Origin of the sequence: Halomonas sp. TD01, assembly GCF_923868895.1 — a bacterium.
Classification (GTDB): Bacteria; Pseudomonadota; Gammaproteobacteria; order Pseudomonadales; family Halomonadaceae; genus Vreelandella.
The window spans coordinates 1,343,804-1,360,407 of sequence record NZ_OV350343.1 but is presented as its reverse complement, the minus strand read 5'-3'; the positions used below and the strand labels follow the sequence as shown (position 1 = coordinate 1,360,407).

Here is a 16,604-nt window from a genome sequence, read left to right as displayed (position 1 = left end):
TATCGCTACCACTGGCTCTGGCGGTCATTATCCTGCCCAGGCCTTATTTTGAGGCTCCCGCTGTTATGTCACCCCTGTTCGCGTGCTTTAAGCCAGCGCGTATTTTCCTCGTCTAAAAATCTGCATTGACCGTAGCGTACACCTAAAGTCGTATCCGTCGACGCCGATAGCATGACAGCAGACGTTACCTACCAAGCGGTCAACTTCCGACCTTACTTTACCTAAATAGCGAGACTTAATTAATGCTGTCGTCCCTACGCTTGCGCATCATGATGATCACTTTGCTGGTGATCACGCTAGCACTGACTATTAATGCCTCGGTCAGCTACCTGACCTTGCAGACACATAATGACCAGCAAGTAACCCGACAGCTGGCATCCATCGCACAGGGGAACGCCCTGGCAATTGAAGAATGGATTGATGCCCGAGCCGCCATACTAGAAGCAGCGCGCATGCCCGTGATTGATAATGACCCGCTTGCGCCACTCGCCCAGTTAGCAGAGTCAGGCGGGTTCTTAGCGGCCTTTTACGGCCAATCTGATGGTAGTCATCTTTCTTCCGATGGTTGGATACCAGGCAGTGATTATGACCCACGACAGCGTGACTGGTACCAAGCAGCAACAAAGCAGGATCGTACTATCGTCTCGCTGCCTTACGTGGACGCTAATAGCAATCAGCTAGTGGTTACCTTTGCGACGCCAGTCAAGCGTAATGGCCGTTTATATGGGGTGATCGGCGGCGATGTCGTCATCGACAACCTCGTCAGCCAGGTCACCGCTATTCAGCCAACGCCTTCGAGCTTTGCCTTTCTGAGTAGCGGTGGCGAGACAGTGATTGCGCATCCCAACGCTGCGTTGGCTCTCGAGCCGCTGAGTCGAATTAGCGACACCTTATCTCCTGAGGCTATCAAGCAGCTGAGCGCTGCCCAGGATGAGTGGAAGCCTGTCCAAGTCGACGGCCAGACTAAGCGACTATCAGTGATCTCCATCGCCGGTACCGACTGGGAGCTCGGCGTGGCGTTAGACGAGCGTGAAGCCACTGCAGGATTGCGCGCCATCCTCAAGTCTTCATTGTTCACGTTAATAGCCATCATTGCTGTCACGGCTCTACTGCTGAGTTTGTGGCTCAAGCGTGCGTTCGCTGGCCTCGAACGAGCCCGAGATGCCCTAAATGACATCGCTAGTGGTGAAGGGGATCTGACCCGCCGACTTCCAGAACAAGGCCGCGATGAAGTGGCCCAAATTTGCGGTGCCTTCAACCGTTTTGTAGGCAAAATGGAAGCGGTCTTGATTGATGTGCGCACCAGCAGTGAGTCGGTGCACCATGCCGCTAACGAAATTGCTCTGGGCGGCCAGGATCTATCCCGCCGTACCGATAACGCGGCTTCTAGCCTGCAGCAGACGTCTGCCTCGGTGGAACAGATAACCAGCACGGTGGAACACACCGCCGCCTCGGCTCAAGAAGCCAATCAGCTATCCCATAAGGCCTCGAAAGTCGCTAAAGAGGGCGGCCAAGTGGTCGCCAATGTGGTCACCACGATGGAAGATATTTCCCAGGCCTCCCATAAAATTGGTGAAATTGTCACGCTAATGAACAGCATTGCCTTCCAAACCAACTTACTGGCCCTTAACGCCTCCGTAGAAGCCGCCCGGGCGGGGGAACATGGCCGTGGTTTTGCGGTCGTTGCCGATGAAGTACGTAAATTAGCAGGGCGTAGTAGCGAAGCCGCCAACGATATTCAAAAACTCGTTGAAGATTCACAAAGCAGAGTCAATAACGGTACCGCATTAGTGCAAAATGCCGGTGCCACCATGCAGGATATCGTCGCTCATATCATCCGCGTCACCGATGTCCTAGAGGAAATCAACTCCGCTACTAGCGAGCAGAGCGATGGCATCAAGCAAATCAATATTGCAGTGTCTGAACTTGACCGTATGACCCAAGAAAATGCTGCCATGGTGGAAGAGTCCACCACCGCTGCTGAACAGCTGAAAGAGCAAGCCAATCATCTTAAAGGCACTATCAGCAGCTTCAAGCTGTCTCAACACCCCCCGGCTCCCCTAACAGTCAATTCGACCAACGTTTTGCCGTCGTATTGAGTAACTATCGTATTGAGTGACTAAGGAATCGGCGGCAGTGGAATATCATCACTGCGCTTGGCACCCGCGGTCATCTCGCGGCAAAGTCGCAAGAACTCTCGTACCCCCGTGGTAAGATACTTGTGGCGGTGCCAGATGAAAGTGAACTGACGTTTTAAGTCTAATTCCGGTGTTGGCAGAGGCACTAAGCTGCCGCGCCGGAACGCATCACGCAGTGCTAGCCTGGAAACGCAGCCAATGCCTAGACCCGATTCCACCGCCCGCTTAATACCCTCGGTATGTTCAAGCTCCAACAGGGTATTAAACCGGCTACGCCGGTGGCGCGCGGCGTGTTCAAGAGTCATGCGAGTGCCAGAGCCCTCCTCGCGCATAATCCAGTCTTCACGCAACAGTTGTTCCAGCTCAAGATGCTCGCGCCCCGCCAACGGGTGGCGCGGCGAGCAGAACACACACAGCTCATCTTCCACCCAGGGCTGGCTAATAATCATATCGTCGTCGCACTGCCCTTCAATCAGCCCTAAATCAAGCGAGTGCTGGCGCACACTCTCAATAATGTGACGCGTATTGCGCACCGCAAGACGCACCCGGCTGCCGGGGTAGCGCTGCATGAAATCGCTAATTAATAAGGTCGCTAAATAGTTGCCTATGGTTAGCGTCGCGCCCACATCCAACGCGCCCACGCCTTGCTGGCCGCGCAACAGTTCTTCTACCTCCTCCGCCCTATCTAGCAGGGCAACCGCTTTCGGCAACAGCTGAAAACCTAACGCATTAAGCTTCAACCGCTTTCCCATGCGATCAAGAAGCTGGCAGTCAAATTGACGCTCAAGCTCCGCTAGCGACGTGCTGGTGGCAGACTGGGACATCGCGAGGGCACGCGCTGCCTGGGAAACACTTTCGTGCTGGGCGACCGCCACAAAGACTTCCAACTGGCGCAGGGTGTAATGCATAGCAAGAACCTATCTTGTTTCGGCAGCATATCTATTTTTTAGATAAGTGTTATCAGTATAATTTGCTTAACAGATATATCTCTCTTTATTTAGAATTACCATCAACATATTTAGCCATCTTTTATGCTTTTTTAGAATATGGCAGACGAGGCTTAGGCCACTCTGCCCAATGGAGGAGTTAGCATGAGCAAGTTTGCCCTGGAAGAAGTCCTCAGCGTTCACCACTGGAACGACACCCTGTTCAGCTTCCGCACCACTCGCGAGCGTAGCCTACGCTTCAAAAATGGTCAGTTTGTGATGATTGGCCTGGAAGTGAACGGTAAACCGCTGATGCGTGCTTACTCCATTGCTAGCCCTAACTACGAAGACCACCTAGAATTTTTCAGCATCAAAGTGCCCGATGGCCCGCTCACCTCGCGCTTGCAGCACCTTCAGGTCGGTGACCAAATTATGGTCAGCCGCAAGCCTACAGGCACGCTGGTATGCGATGACCTGCTACCGGGCCGCAACCTTTACATGCTTTCCACCGGCACGGGCCTTGCACCGTTTATGAGCCTGATCCAAGACCCTGAAGTGTACGAGCGCTTTGAAAAAGTGGTGCTGGTACACGGCGTGCGCGAAGTGTCTGAACTGGCCTACGCCGACTTTATTACCAAAGAACTGCCTGCTCACGAATATCTAGGCGAAGAAATTGCCGAGAAGCTGGTGTACTACCCTACGGTAACCCGTGAAGAGTTCCACACTATGGGACGCCTGACCGATCACATTCGCAGCGGCAAGCTGTTTGAAGATACCGGCCTTCCGCCGATTGATCCGCGCCAAGACCGCGCGATGATTTGTGGCAGCCCCGCCATGCTCGACGACACTAGCTCACTACTAGACGAATTGGGCCTGAATATTTCCCCGCGCATGGGCGAGCCGGGCGATTACGTGATCGAGCGTGCCTTTGTTGAGAAGTGAGTAGTGAGTAGTGAGTAGAAAAATTCTAGTCGCTAATACAAAGCCCCTGCTGGAGATGATCCACAGGGGCTTTGTGCTGCTTACTGCCTACAGTTCAAACAACTTACTGCTTTTTACTTACCATTCACCACTCACAGTTAACAAACCTAAACCGCGTCTTTACCGGTTTCACCGGTACGAATACGGATTACCTGCTCCAGCGGCATTACAAAAATTTTGCCGTCGCCGATTTTGCCAGTATTGGCAACCTGAGTGATGGCATCGATTACCTGTTCTGCCATATCGTCATCTACCGCGACTTCCAGCTTTACTTTAGGCAGAAAATCCACCACGTACTCTGCACCACGGTATAGCTCTGTGTGACCTTTCTGGCGGCCAAAGCCCTTCACTTCCGTTACCGTAATGCCCTGCACGCCGATATCAGAGAGCGATTCGCGTACGTCATCAAGCTTAAACGGCTTGATAATGGCTGAGATCAATTTCATTGCGACATCCTCTAGCTTGGTGGCCTTTTATCAAAGGTTGGCGGGACACTGCTGTTAGCCAAGCCCGTTACTATTAAGCATACACCGCTACTGGCAGAGAATAAAAAATCAACGCAAATGTGCAGTGAGAGTGTACCAAGACAAAAAGGCCTCCCACGTAGGGAGGCCAAGGGAGCACGCCAGCTCATTTCATTAGCACGAGCTTATTTCTTAACGCTAAACTCGGGGTAGGCTTCAAGACCGCACTCAGCGATATCGACACCTTCATACTCTTCTTCTTCGCTAACGCGGATACCCATGATGGCTTTCAGCACCAGCCACACCACTAAGCTAGCGACGAATACCCAGCCAAAGATACCAACGATACCGATCAACTGTGCGCCGAAAGAAGCATCGCTATTGGTCAGCGGCACCGCCAACACACCCCAGATACCCACAACACCGTGTACCGAGATAGCGCCGACCGGATCATCTAGCTTGAGTTTATCTAGCGTAATGATAGCGAAAACAACGATCAAACCGCCCACCGCACCAATCACAGCAGCGCCTAGCGCAGAGGGGGACAGCGGATCAGCCGTAATCGCCACTAGACCAGCCAATGCACCATTAAGCGCCATTGTAAGATCCGCTTTACGGAACCACAGCTTGGCAAGAATCAGTGCAGCGAGCACGCCACCGGCAGCGGCCGCATTGGTGTTAACAAACACCTGAGCAACATTGTTGGCAGAGCTGATGTCAGACATTTTCAGCTCAGAGCCACCGTTGAAGCCGAACCAGCCCATCCAAAGAATGAAGGTACCCAACGTGGCCAGCGGCATGTTAGCGCCTGGAATCGCGTGGATAGAGCCATCTTTGCCGTACTTACCCTTACGCGGACCAAGTACCAATACACCGGCTAAGGCAGCGGCGGCACCCGCCATGTGAACAATGCCGGAACCCGCATAATCGGAGTAACCGACTTCAGACAACCAGCCGCCACCCCATGTCCAGTAGCCAGATACCGGATAGATAAAGGCTGTCATCACAACAGCGAAGGCCAGGAATGCCCACAGTTTCATACGTTCAGCAACCGCACCCGACACAATCGACATGGCAGTGGCAACAAACACCACCTGGAAGAAAAAGTCAGAGCGCATTGAGTAGTAAGGCGCATCATCACCGCCTGCGGTCACTGCATCAACGCTGTTTTCAGCGCCGATTAAGAAACCAAGGTTGGGTAAGAAGCCACCCGCGCTGCTGGAATACATGATGTAGTAACCGACCAACAAGTACATGGTGCAAGCAATCGCAAACAGTGCGATATTTTTGGTCAGGATTTCGGCGGTGTTTTTGGAACGCACCAAGCCAGCTTCAAGCATTGAAAAGCCAGCGGCCATCCACATTACGAGCACGCCGCAAATCAAGAAGTAAAACGTATCGAGCGCATAGCTCAAATCAGCTAACTCATTCATGAGGAGTTCCCCGTTGTATTAAGAGAAGTTATACGTAAAAGGCAGGCCGGAAAGCGTTACACGGCGTCAGCGCCGCGCTCACCAGTACGAATACGGATCACATCTTCTAATGGCGTTACAAACACCTTGCCGTCACCGATCTTGCCGCTGTTAGCTGCGCTGCAAATAGCATCAAGAACGCTCTCCAGACGCGCATCATCGACAGCAACTTCTACTTTTACTTTGGGTAGGAAATCGACGACATACTCTGCGCCACGATACAGCTCGGTATGCCCCTTTTGACGACCAAAGCCTTTAACTTCAGTCACCGTGATGCCCTGAACGCCGTTGTCGGCGAGCGCTTCACGAACGTCGTCAAGCTTGAATGGCTTGATGATAGCGGTGATGAGTTTCATCCCGGATCTCCCCTGCTGGATTAGGTAGCGGCAGCGCCGCCCGAATTAAGTACTTATCTCGTTAATGCGCATACCGTGCCACCCAGCTTTTTTTTCTTATAAGTCAGCAGTTTGTTTCATGAAATTTAAGATTATCCGATGACAAGGAAGACTTAGTAGCACCCGCGATCGCCTACTTGCACCATAAAAGAACATTAATAAAAGCGAGGCGCTTCATTTCGATGCAATCCATCGATACAGAAAGGCCAGACGCTAATTTGCAAACGACGCATGCGCATCGACGGCGGGTTGCGTATCCTTATTAGTAAGCAGTGCACATTTATGCGTGGTCATTTAAGGAGAGAGCTATGGCGCCTCAAGATCGCATCAGCCGTTTAGCCCAGCAGATTGGGGATCGTTTACAGAATGCGTCCCAAGCCCCGGAAGATATTCAGAAAGGCGTACAGCAGGTGGTACGTGGCGCCTTTGACAGACTGGAGCTGGTGTCACGGGAAGACTTTGATATTTTGATGGATGTACTGCAGCGCACGCGTTCCCGCGTTGAAGCCCTGGAGCGCCAAGTGGCCAGCCTTGAGGCAGCGGTGGAAGCCTCTACCTCAACAAGCAGCACCCCGGTTGAAGCAGAAGCGCCGCCGACGCCCGTTCAGCCACACAGCACTAAGAGCGAGGGCACCAAGACCGAAAGTACTAAAACCGAAAGTACTAAAACCGAAAGTACTAAAACCGAAAGCCCCGAACCGCCTAAAGCGGATACCTAAGCGTAAGCGACATACTATTGCCAGCGGCGAGCGGCTCCCTGCCGCTGGCTTTCCCACCTATTAATAAGAATCACTATCATTGACATTCGAATTGATGGTGATATCTTGTCTATGCGCTAACTTTTTTGCCTCTTTTTGAGCACCAATTAAGGGCAGCCGTACAAAGCAGTCCCATGTTGATACACGTATTGGATGGGTAACTGCACCAAGCTGCTCTCACCTCGATCACTAACGCCACGATGCCACAGCAGCAACGCGCTTCAACGCCTGAAATCACTTCCCAAGCGCTTTTGCAGCTTGGCCAGCGCTTTGGAATTCACTACCGCATTGAAGATTCACCTAGCCCTCTTAGCCCGGTAGCGCTTGGCCATGTTCACGATGTCAGGCTCTCGCAGGCACTCCACCTGACACTTTCTGACCTGCAGGTGGAACGCACTTATACCTCTACTTCCTACCAGAGTGTGCCATGGTTTATCAGCGTTATTTTGGAAGGGGAGATCAGTGTTCAGTTAGGCGAGACACCCTATCGACTAACGGCGGGCGATGGTTTTTGCGCGCATTTTGATGCCCAACACCCGCTCATTGTTATCCAGCCTGCCCAACCCCGCTTGCGCACTGTCAATGTCGCGGTATTGGCGACGTCCTCCCTTGCGCTACCGCCCCCCCCAAACAGCCCGCAATTTCATATTTGGCAGTTACCTGCTGCGCTAAGGCAAACGCTGTGCACCACCATAGAGCAACCAGCCGCAGCTTGGCGTCAATCACTGTTATGGCAAGGGCTGGCGCTGCAGCTCTTGGGGCTTGGACTACCAGAGCATCTCGAGCGACAGCCTAAATCCCCCAAGCTTTCCCAGCGTGACCGACGCTGCATCGCCGCGTTGCATCAGCAAATCACGAAGTACCCCGAGCAGCGCTATCACCTGCAAACATTGGCCAAAGAAGCGGCGATGAGCCCCAGTAGCCTGCGTCAGAAATTTCACGTTTGTTATGGCTGCTCAATTTTTGAACACCTGCGCGCTTCCCGGCTGCACAAAGCTTATCGCGATCTAGAAAAGGGGTTTAGCGTGCAACAGGCTGCTCATGCGTGCGGCTATCGCCATGCCAGCAACTTTGCTACGGCCTTCAAGCGCCAATTTGGTATGGCACCTCACAGCATGCAGCGCTAACCATAAACATCGTGACGTTGCCCCTGCATGCCCGGCACCTCCTGCAGGTACCCAGGTGCAGCCATCTATCACCAATAGTTCCTTCCTTCCGCGGCATTTGGCAGCACGCATAACTAGTTTGGCATTGCGCATACCTTTTGAGACTCGCAAAAGGCAATAATTCTCATTACTTATTTTTCCTTGCTTCCTCGGCCCACAGGAACTCTTCATGTCGTCAACACAACGCCTCTTTCTCCTCTCTCCATTTAGTAGCGCCCTGCTGATAGCCTTTACCGCCACTCCGGCTTTTGCACAGCAGGCTGCCGAGCTAGCAACGGTCACCGTTACCGCCCAGCAGGCGGCTACCAAAGTCACCACCCCTTTTATCGAAACGCCCCAAAGCGTTTCTAGCATTACCCGTGAACAAATGGATCACCGCGGGGTGAGCACCGTTCAGCGCGCTACCGATTACACGCCGGGTGTTTACAGCAACCAGGTCGGTGCCTCCAATCGCTTCGATTACCTGGTATTGCGCGGGTTTTCTGACGGCAGTTTGAGCAATACCTTCTTAGATGGCTTAAAGGTCATGGGTGATGCCAACTCCCATAGCAGTATGCGCATCGATCCGTGGTTTCTAGACAGCATTGAAGTGGTGCGAGGCCCCGCCTCGGTGCTCTACGGCCGCGCGTCACCGGGTGGTGTGGTGGCGCTAAACAGTAAGCGCCCTGAATTTGAACAAAGCGGTGAGTTACGTTTTCGGGTAGGCAACAATAACCAGCGCAGTGCCGCCTTTGACCTCACTGGGCCGATTGGCGCAGAACAGCGGGTGGCGTTTCGCCTGACCGGCATTGCCAGTACCGCCGACACCCAGTTTGGCCCCGCCGAAGAAGAGCGCTATGCCATTGCGCCCCGACTAACATGGGATATCACCGACGACACCAGCCTAACCGTAGAAGCTTATCTTCAAGATGAGCCAGAAGGCGGCTACCACTCCGGCGTGCCCTATGAAGGAGCGGTAGTACCAAGAAATGGCAAGAAGATCAGTAATAACTTCTTCGATGGCGAAGCCGACTACAACGCCTACGAGCGTACTCAGCGCATGGCTGGCTATACCCTGGAACATCGCTTTAATGACGACGTAACGGGCCGCCAGCTACTACGTTATCTCAATTCCGATGTGGTGCTTAACCAAGTCTATGGCTATGGCTGGACGTCACCCACCTCTGATGAATTAACCCGCTACTATTCTGGCAGTGATGAATCTCTAGAAGCCTGGACTATCGACAACCAGCTTGAAGCCACCATCAGCAGCGGCTTTATGGATCACACCTTGCTCGTTGGGGTCGATTATCAACAGCGAGAAAATGACGTGTCATGGCCTTCTGGGTATTTCCAACCCATTAATGCTTTCAATCCTGTCTATGGTAGCGGCCCGATTGAATTTTACGCCCCTATCCGTGAACGCCATGAGATAGACCAAACGGGTGTTTATCTACAGGATCAAATCGCCGTCGATAACTGGCGCTTCACGCTAGGCGGCCGCTACGACTGGGTGAATATCGACAATACCAACCGTGATAGCGGTGACACCAGCTCACTTAGCGATACCCAGTTCAGCGGCCGTGCTGGTGTGGTGTACCTGTTCGATAACGGTGTAGCGCCCTATGCCAGCTACTCGACCGCTTTCACGCCTACCAGTTTTGTGGATGAAAACGGCAACTTGTTAGCGCCGATGGAAGGTGAGCAGTGGGAGGTTGGCCTAAAATTCCAGCCTAACGGCAGCGCTAGCCAGTTCAGCGCAGCGCTGTTCCATATCAGCCAAGAAAACGTCGCAACCAAGGAGCAGCCATCCGACCCTTATCGCGCGGTAGGTGAAATTGAATCCCAAGGGCTGGAGCTGGAAGCACAAACCCAGCTAACCGAGGCGCTTTCTTTGCAGGCTGGCTATAGCTTTACAGATATTACCTACGCAAAAAGCGACGACGGCAATCAGGGCAACAATGCGATCTATTCGCCGCGCCATCAAGTGCAGCTGTGGGGTCAATACGCGATTAACGATGGCTGGCTGAACGGTGTAGATGTCGGGGTTGGCGTACGCCACTACGCAGATATTGCCGCCGACCGAGCCAACACTGAAACCGTCCCTGACTACACCCTGGTCGATGCCACCATTGGCTACGATCTAAGCCACATTGGCGTTGAAGGGGTCGAAACACGCCTAAATGTGAACAACCTGCTGGATAAAGAGTACGTGGCTTCCTGCAACTCGCTGGAGTACTGCTACTTCGGCGCAGAACGAGGCGTTACCGCCAGCGTTCACTATCGCTTCTAATCCATTGTTTATAAAACACTGCTTCTAAAACACTGCTTCTAAAAACGTCAGCGTCAGTGATGCCCAGGTATAGCGCCTGGGCATTTTTTTACTCAAGTTTTTCCCGAAACCAATGTTTGCAAACAATAAACATTATCGTTTAAATATACGCCTTACTTCTTGGATGGCTCCTCACCACCATGCGTCACTCCAGCTTGCTCTCTTTGCTCGCCCGCGGCGGGCTATTTGCCTTTTGCCTGCTGGCGTTTTCTACCGCCAAAGCACAGTGGGCAACTGTCGATTGGACTATTGCAGAGACCTTATTGGCGATAGACGCCCCTGTCAGCAGCGTTGCCCAGCAGAGCGACTACCACGCATGGGTGGGCGAGCCACGAATACCTAACAGTGCCACCGATATGGGGCTACGTAACCAGCCTAACCTGGAGCTATTGGCCCAAGTGCCTCCAGAACAAATATTGATATCCCCCATGTTTGCCGGGTTGACGCCGCGCCTGGAGCGGATTGCTCCTGTCAGCACCTTTTCGTTCTACTCACCGGGGAGCGATACGTGGCAAGAGATGCAGACATTAACGCGCCAATTGGGTGCGCTAACCGGACGTGACGCCCAGGCAGAAAAGCTGATCAACGACACTCAAACCCTAATGGCCAAACTACGCGACCAGCGCCCTGATAGTGCGCCGTTGCTGATGGTGCAGTTTATGGACGCCCGCCATGTACGAGTGTTTGGGGAAAACAGCCTCTACAACGCCGTACTTCAGCAACTGGCACTGCCCAATGCGTGGGATCAACCCACCAATGCGTGGGGATTTTCACTGGTGGGGATTGAAGCCTTGGCCCGCTATCCGGAGGCAACGTTAGTGATTATCGACCCACTCCCTTCAAGTATTGAGGAACAGCTCGAAAGCAGCGGTCTATGGCAGCACTTACCCAGTGTTCAGAATGCTCAACTACTACGCCTACCGCCCGTCTGGAGCTTCGGAGCACTGCCCTCTGCCCAGCGGTTTGCCCGAGAGCTGTTCGCTGCACTCGAGCCACACAGCCCAACTCAAGCGGCCGATCTAACTATTAACTAAGGTTTCTTTTCAAGCGCACGCTATTTTTAAACGTTCCAGATACCGTAGGGTTAGGTTAGGAATAAAAACTAGCGAGGGAGCGCCATGACACTAGCCATTGTGGCCACGCGCGCAGGCGTCGGGCTGGAAGCCCCCGCCGTGCATGTCGAGGTACATCTAGCAAACGGGTTGCCGGGGTTAACGCTAGTGGGCCTGCCTGAAACCGCCGTCAAAGAGAGCCGCGAGCGGGTGCGCAGCGCGCTCATCAATGCCGGATTTGATTTTCCCAATACCAAGCGGATTACCCTCAACCTTGCCCCTGCCGACCTGCCTAAAGAGGGTGGTCGCTTCGATTTGCCGATTGCGCTCGGCATTTTGGCTGCCTCCGGCCAGATTCCCGTAGATGCGCTAGAAGGCATGGAGTGCGCTGGCGAACTGGCGCTGGATGGCAAACTACGCGCCGTGCCCGGCGTATTGCCTTTTGCCCTTGCCACACGGCGCGTCAATAAAGCACTGATTATTCCACGCGCCTGTGCCGATGAAGCCGCACTAGCGGGCGATTTACCGGTGCTACCCGCCGACACCCTATGGCAAGTCGTGGCTCATTTGCTGGGGCAAGAGAAAATCCCGCCCCACCAGCTGTCTGCCTCGGTGAGATCCACTGCCCCCATTGCCGATTTAGCCGACGTGCGCGGCCAGCAGCAGGCACGCCGCGCGTTGGAAGTAGCGGCCGCTGGCGGTCACAACTTGTTGTTAGCTGGGCCTCCTGGAACCGGTAAAACCATGCTCGCTAGCCGCTTACCGGGCATTTTACCGCCGCTTTCCGAAGACGATGCGCTGCAGGTGGCTGCCGTGCGTTCGGTATGTGGGCTGCCCCTGGAAGCAGACTGGGGCCAGCGGCCGTTTCGTCAGCCCCACCACAGCGCCAGCGCCGCCGCATTGGTAGGCGGGGGCTCAAAACCCAAACCTGGGGAAATCTCGCTTGCTCACCACGGCGTGCTGTTTTTAGACGAGCTGCCAGAGTTTTCCCGCAATGTATTAGAAGTTTTACGGCAGCCACTAGAAACAGGGGAAATTCACCTCTCACGCGCCAGTCATGAGCGCCGTTACCCAGCGCAGTTTCAGCTCGTTGCCGCCATGAACCCCTGCCCCTGTGGCCACCTGGGGGATCCACGCCAGCGCTGCCAGTGCAGCGCCAGCCAGATTCAGCGCTATCAGGCACGGCTTTCTGGTCCGCTGCTAGACCGCATTGACCTGCAAGTAGAAGTGCCCGCTCTACCGCCCGAACAGCTCACCGCCCAAACTCAGGGTGAACCTTCCAGCGCCGTGCGCGAGCGGGTGATGGCCGCCCGAGAGCGGCAGATGGCGCGAGGTGCACTCAACAGCCAACTTAGCGGCAAAGCCCTAGAAGCCGCCTGCGCGCTGAACGATGAAGAGCGCGCCTGGTTGGCAGGCGTGCTGGAAAAACTCAAGCTCTCTGCCCGCGCCTATCACCGTGTTCTGCGGGTCGCGCTTACCCTGGCCGACCTACAAGGCGAACCCAAGCCCACTCATCCACACTTTATCGAGGCTATCGGCTACCGGCAGTTGGATAGGCTGCTAAGGGGAGCCTAGTGCACATTTTCAACAAAGTTATCCAAGGCATCAAACAGCACTTGCCGAATCGGCTCAGCTTCGTTAACTAAGTGGTGTCGGGCTTCTGGATGGCGGTGGATCTCGGCATTGGGAAATTTCTCCTCCAATACCGCCAAATTCCACTCCCAATCGACGGTTAAGTCTTGCTCACCCTGCAAAATAAGCGTCGGCAACGGGTTAGGTGCTAGCGCCAGCAAACGCGGCATCCAGCGTCGCATCGCGGTTATCCACGTAACGCTTAACCGCTCGGGTTGAAGTGGGTCTTGGTCACGCAAAAACGTCGTGAACTGCTCGTCAGTAGAATTAGGGCGATATTTACGCGGTAGCTCTTTTAAAAAGGGGCTGGCAATAAGGTGCAGCCAGCTAGACTGACTCCAGCGCCAAGGACGTACCAATGGCGCCAGCAGCACAATACCTGCCCAGCCTGCCGCCTCACGGCGGGTAAGCGCATCGGTCGCCAGGATAGCCGCCCCGGTGCTCTGCCCGACACCTAGCCACGGCATAGGGGCCATGCCCTGGAGCTGCAATGTCGCCTGCAAATGCGCAAGGCAGTGCTGGTAGTCGTCAAAATCTTCAATTTCGGCGCGTGGGCCGCTGGAAAGCCCATGACCAGGAAGATCCCACAACACCACACGCCACCCTTTAGCCAACAGGCAGCCGAGCAAATGGCGGTAAAGGCCCAAATGATCAAAGTAGCCGTGAATCACAAACGCAGTGCCGGTTGGAACAGGCGGGCTCCATACTTGGCACCAAAGGGCAAAGCGTCCAGTATCAATAAATCCCGCGTGCACTTCACTGGTGTCGTTTAATAGCGTTTCTAAGCCGTAGTGGCGAAAATAGTCGTGCACGGCGTCCGTTAGCGCATCGCCCGGCCTTAGTCGAGAGAGTGATGACTTGCCTGCTGCTTGCCGAAACAAGCCTTCCAGGTGTTGGAAATTATGCATTAACGTCTCTCCGTGAACGCCACCTATCCATTGGCTGAATGACAGCGGAGACCACTACCGCTCTCATCATTTGGTCGAGCATTTTGCTGCTTTACGGCATCGACTGTTTACATGCCAGTTCAGTTGTGGAAGTATTTTCCACAAATATACATTTAACCTGACCGTGGCACGATAATATCCCACGGGCACCTTTCATAGGAGAACCCCATGAGCGAGCGTATCACGCGTCACCGTTTACAGGTGTCAGCAGACCTGGACCGTTTCATCAATGAACAGGCTTTACCGGGCACTGGTGTTGACGAAAACACTTTTTGGGCTGGCGTTGACGCCCTGTTCCATGATTTGACACCGAAAAATCGCCAACTGCTTGAAGAGCGCGACACGCTACAAGAAAAACTGGATGCCTGGCACCGTGAGAATCCTGGCCCGGTTAGCGATATGCCAGCTTACCGCAGCTTCTTGAAAGAAGCAGGTTACCTGGTTGATGCGCCAAATAGCGTTAAAACCACCACGGCCAATGTAGACCGAGAAGTGGCTATTCAAGCAGGCCCGCAGTTGGTAGTACCTGTGAGCAACGCCCGCTATGCTCTGAACGCTGCTAATGCCCGCTGGGGCAGTTTGTACGATGCCCTGTACGGCACCGATGCGATTTCGGAAGAAGACGGCGCTGAAAAAGGCACCAGCTTCAACCCGAAGCGCGGTCAAAAAGTTATCGCTTATGCTCGCGGCGTGCTCGATCGTGCAGCTCCACTGGCCACAGGTTCTCACCGTGATGCGGTGAAATACGCTATTCGTGACGGCCACTTGGTCGTTAGCCTGGAAGGCGGTCGCGAAACCGGCCTAAAAGATTCCGGCAAGCTGATCGGCTTTAACGGCGACGCATCTGCCCCGGAAGCAATCCTGCTCGCCAACAACGGCCTGCACCTGGAAATCCAGATCGACGATAGCCACCCGATCGGTAAAACCGACCCTGCTCACGTGAAAGACGTGGTTGTCGAAGCGGCGCTGACCGCGATTATGGATTGTGAAGACTCCGTTGCTGCTGTCGACTCTGAAGATAAAGTCGGTGTTTACAGCAACTGGCTTGGCCTGATGAAGGGCGACCTGGAAGAGAGCATCGACAAAGGCGGCAAAACCTTCAAGCGGACGCTGCACGCTGATCGTACTTGGCAAACCACCGATGGCAGCACCGTTAAACTGCCGGGTCGTTCGCTGATGTTCGTGCGCAACGTTGGCCATTTGATGACCACGCCTGCCATCCTAGACGAAAACGGCAACGAACTGCCGGAAGGTATCTTGGACGCAGTAGTGACCTCACTGCTGGCGCTGCACGACCTGAAAAAAGACGCCGATCAGCCGCGTAACTCACGCGCTGGCTCAGTGTATATCGTGAAACCGAAAATGCACGGGCCGAAAGAAGTAGCATTCGCCAACGAGCTGTTTGGTCGCGTTGAAGACATCTTGGGCATGAGCCGTGACACCCTGAAAATGGGCATCATGGATGAAGAGCGCCGCACTACCGTCAACTTGAAGGCGTGCATTGCTGAAGCGGCTTCTCGGGTTGTATTCATCAACACCGGTTTCCTTGACCGCACCGGTGATGAAATGCACACCGCCATGGAAGCAGGCCCGATGGTTCGCAAAGGCGATATGAAGAGCGCTGCGTGGATCACCGCCTACGAGAAGAACAACGTGCAGGTAGGCTTAGCCTGTGGCCTGCGTGGTCGTGCTCAAATCGGTAAAGGCATGTGGGCGATGCCGGATCTGATGCATAACATGCTAGAGCAGAAAATTGGCCACCCGAAAGCGGGTGCTAACACGGCATGGGTGCCCTCTCCAACGGCGGCTACGCTACATGCGCTTCACTATCACCAAGTCAACGTAACGGATGTACAGCGCGAGCTGGAAGCCCAGGGCGAACCCGATTTCTTGGATGACCTGCTCACCGTGCCAGTCGCCGAAAATGCCAACTGGTCGGATGAAGAGATTCAACAAGAGTTGGATAACAACTGCCAGGGCATTCTGGGCTACGTAGTGCGCTGGGTTGAGCACGGCGTGGGCTGCTCGAAAGTGCCAGACATTCATAACGTAGGCCTGATGGAAGACCGCGCTACGCTGCGTATTTCCAGCCAACATATTGCCAACTGGCTGCACCACGGCATTGTCGATGCGCCGCGAGTGGAAGAAACGCTTAAGCGTATGGCTAAAGTGGTTGATAAGCAGAACGCTGGCGACCCCACCTACACTGCTATGAGCGCCGACTTCGAAGGCTCAACCGCCTTTAAAGCAGCCTCTGACTTGGTGTTCAAAGGCCGCGTTCAGCCTTCTGGCTACACTGAGCCGCTACTCCACGCGTGGCGTCAGGTGCACAAGGCGAAGTAAGCCCGTTTTACGGTATCAT

13 protein-coding genes are annotated in these 16,604 nt (G+C 54.2%); 8 read left to right on the top strand and 5 right to left on the bottom strand.

Going from position 1 to position 16,604, the window contains the following annotated elements:
* The first annotated feature begins 242 nt into the window (after window positions 1-242).
* On the top strand, window positions 243-2,099 hold the full coding sequence (locus L1X57_RS06445) for a methyl-accepting chemotaxis protein (protein ID WP_009723194.1): 1,857 nt from the start codon (window positions 243-245) through the stop codon (window positions 2,097-2,099).
* A gap of 20 nt (window positions 2,100-2,119) precedes the next feature.
* Here L1X57_RS06445 and L1X57_RS06440 read toward each other — a convergent pair whose 3' ends face one another.
* Window positions 2,120-3,046 (bottom strand): LysR family transcriptional regulator, encoded by a 927-nt coding sequence (locus tag L1X57_RS06440; protein ID WP_009723195.1) that lies wholly within the window; start codon window positions 3,044-3,046, stop codon window positions 2,120-2,122.
* Window positions 3,047-3,229: 183 nt separating this feature from the next.
* Between L1X57_RS06440 and L1X57_RS06435 the strand changes: the two genes are divergently transcribed.
* Window positions 3,230-4,006: a ferredoxin--NADP reductase gene (locus L1X57_RS06435; RefSeq protein ID WP_009723196.1), complete on the top strand. Its 777-nt coding sequence runs from the start codon at window positions 3,230-3,232 to the stop codon at window positions 4,004-4,006.
* Between the two features lie 146 nt (window positions 4,007-4,152).
* On the opposite strand, the gene glnK is transcribed toward L1X57_RS06435, so the two are convergent.
* The 3 genes from glnK to L1X57_RS06420 all read right to left on the bottom strand — a co-directional run bounded on the left by glnK (window position 4,153) and on the right by L1X57_RS06420 (window position 6,337).
* On the bottom strand, window positions 4,153-4,491 hold the full coding sequence (gene glnK, locus L1X57_RS06430; protein WP_009098335.1) for a P-II family nitrogen regulator: 339 nt from the start codon (window positions 4,489-4,491) through the stop codon (window positions 4,153-4,155).
* 203 nt (window positions 4,492-4,694) lie between these two features.
* Window positions 4,695-5,942 (bottom strand): ammonium transporter, encoded by a 1,248-nt coding sequence (locus L1X57_RS06425; RefSeq protein ID WP_009723197.1) that lies wholly within the window; start codon window positions 5,940-5,942, stop codon window positions 4,695-4,697.
* A 56-nt stretch (window positions 5,943-5,998) separates the two neighbouring features.
* Entirely contained in the window at window positions 5,999-6,337 is a 339-nt protein-coding gene (locus tag L1X57_RS06420; RefSeq protein WP_007112359.1) for a P-II family nitrogen regulator, read from the bottom strand.
* 347 nt (window positions 6,338-6,684) lie between these two features.
* Here L1X57_RS06420 and L1X57_RS06415 point away from each other — a divergent pair, with 347 nt between their 5' ends.
* The 5 genes from L1X57_RS06415 (at window position 6,685) to L1X57_RS06395 (ending at window position 13,238) form a co-directional block, all read left to right on the top strand.
* Window positions 6,685-7,095, top strand: coding sequence for an accessory factor UbiK family protein (locus tag L1X57_RS06415; protein WP_009723198.1), 411 nt, complete (start codon window positions 6,685-6,687; stop codon window positions 7,093-7,095).
* Window positions 7,096-7,334: 239 nt separating this feature from the next.
* Complete coding sequence (locus L1X57_RS06410) at window positions 7,335-8,261, top strand: AraC family transcriptional regulator (protein ID WP_009723199.1); 927 nt, start codon at window positions 7,335-7,337, stop codon at window positions 8,259-8,261.
* Window positions 8,262-8,469: 208 nt separating this feature from the next.
* Complete coding sequence (locus tag L1X57_RS06405; protein ID WP_009723200.1) at window positions 8,470-10,572, top strand: TonB-dependent siderophore receptor; 2,103 nt, start codon at window positions 8,470-8,472, stop codon at window positions 10,570-10,572.
* 179 nt (window positions 10,573-10,751) lie between these two features.
* Entirely contained in the window at window positions 10,752-11,645 is an 894-nt protein-coding gene (locus tag L1X57_RS06400; RefSeq protein WP_009723201.1) for an ABC transporter substrate-binding protein, read from the top strand.
* Between the two features lie 84 nt (window positions 11,646-11,729).
* Window positions 11,730-13,238, top strand: coding sequence for a YifB family Mg chelatase-like AAA ATPase (locus L1X57_RS06395; protein WP_009723202.1), 1,509 nt, complete (start codon window positions 11,730-11,732; stop codon window positions 13,236-13,238).
* Here the strand turns inward: L1X57_RS06395 and L1X57_RS06390 are convergent.
* Window positions 13,235-14,203: an alpha/beta hydrolase gene (locus tag L1X57_RS06390; RefSeq protein ID WP_234667971.1), complete on the bottom strand. Its 969-nt coding sequence runs from the start codon at window positions 14,201-14,203 to the stop codon at window positions 13,235-13,237. The two genes, L1X57_RS06395 and L1X57_RS06390, sit on opposite strands and share 4 nt — an antisense overlap.
* 207 nt (window positions 14,204-14,410) lie before the next feature.
* Here L1X57_RS06390 and L1X57_RS06385 point away from each other — a divergent pair, with 207 nt between their 5' ends.
* Window positions 14,411-16,585, top strand: a complete 2,175-nt coding sequence (locus L1X57_RS06385) for a malate synthase G (protein ID WP_009723204.1) — start codon at window positions 14,411-14,413, stop codon at window positions 16,583-16,585.
* The last annotated feature ends 19 nt before the right edge of the window (window positions 16,586-16,604 follow it).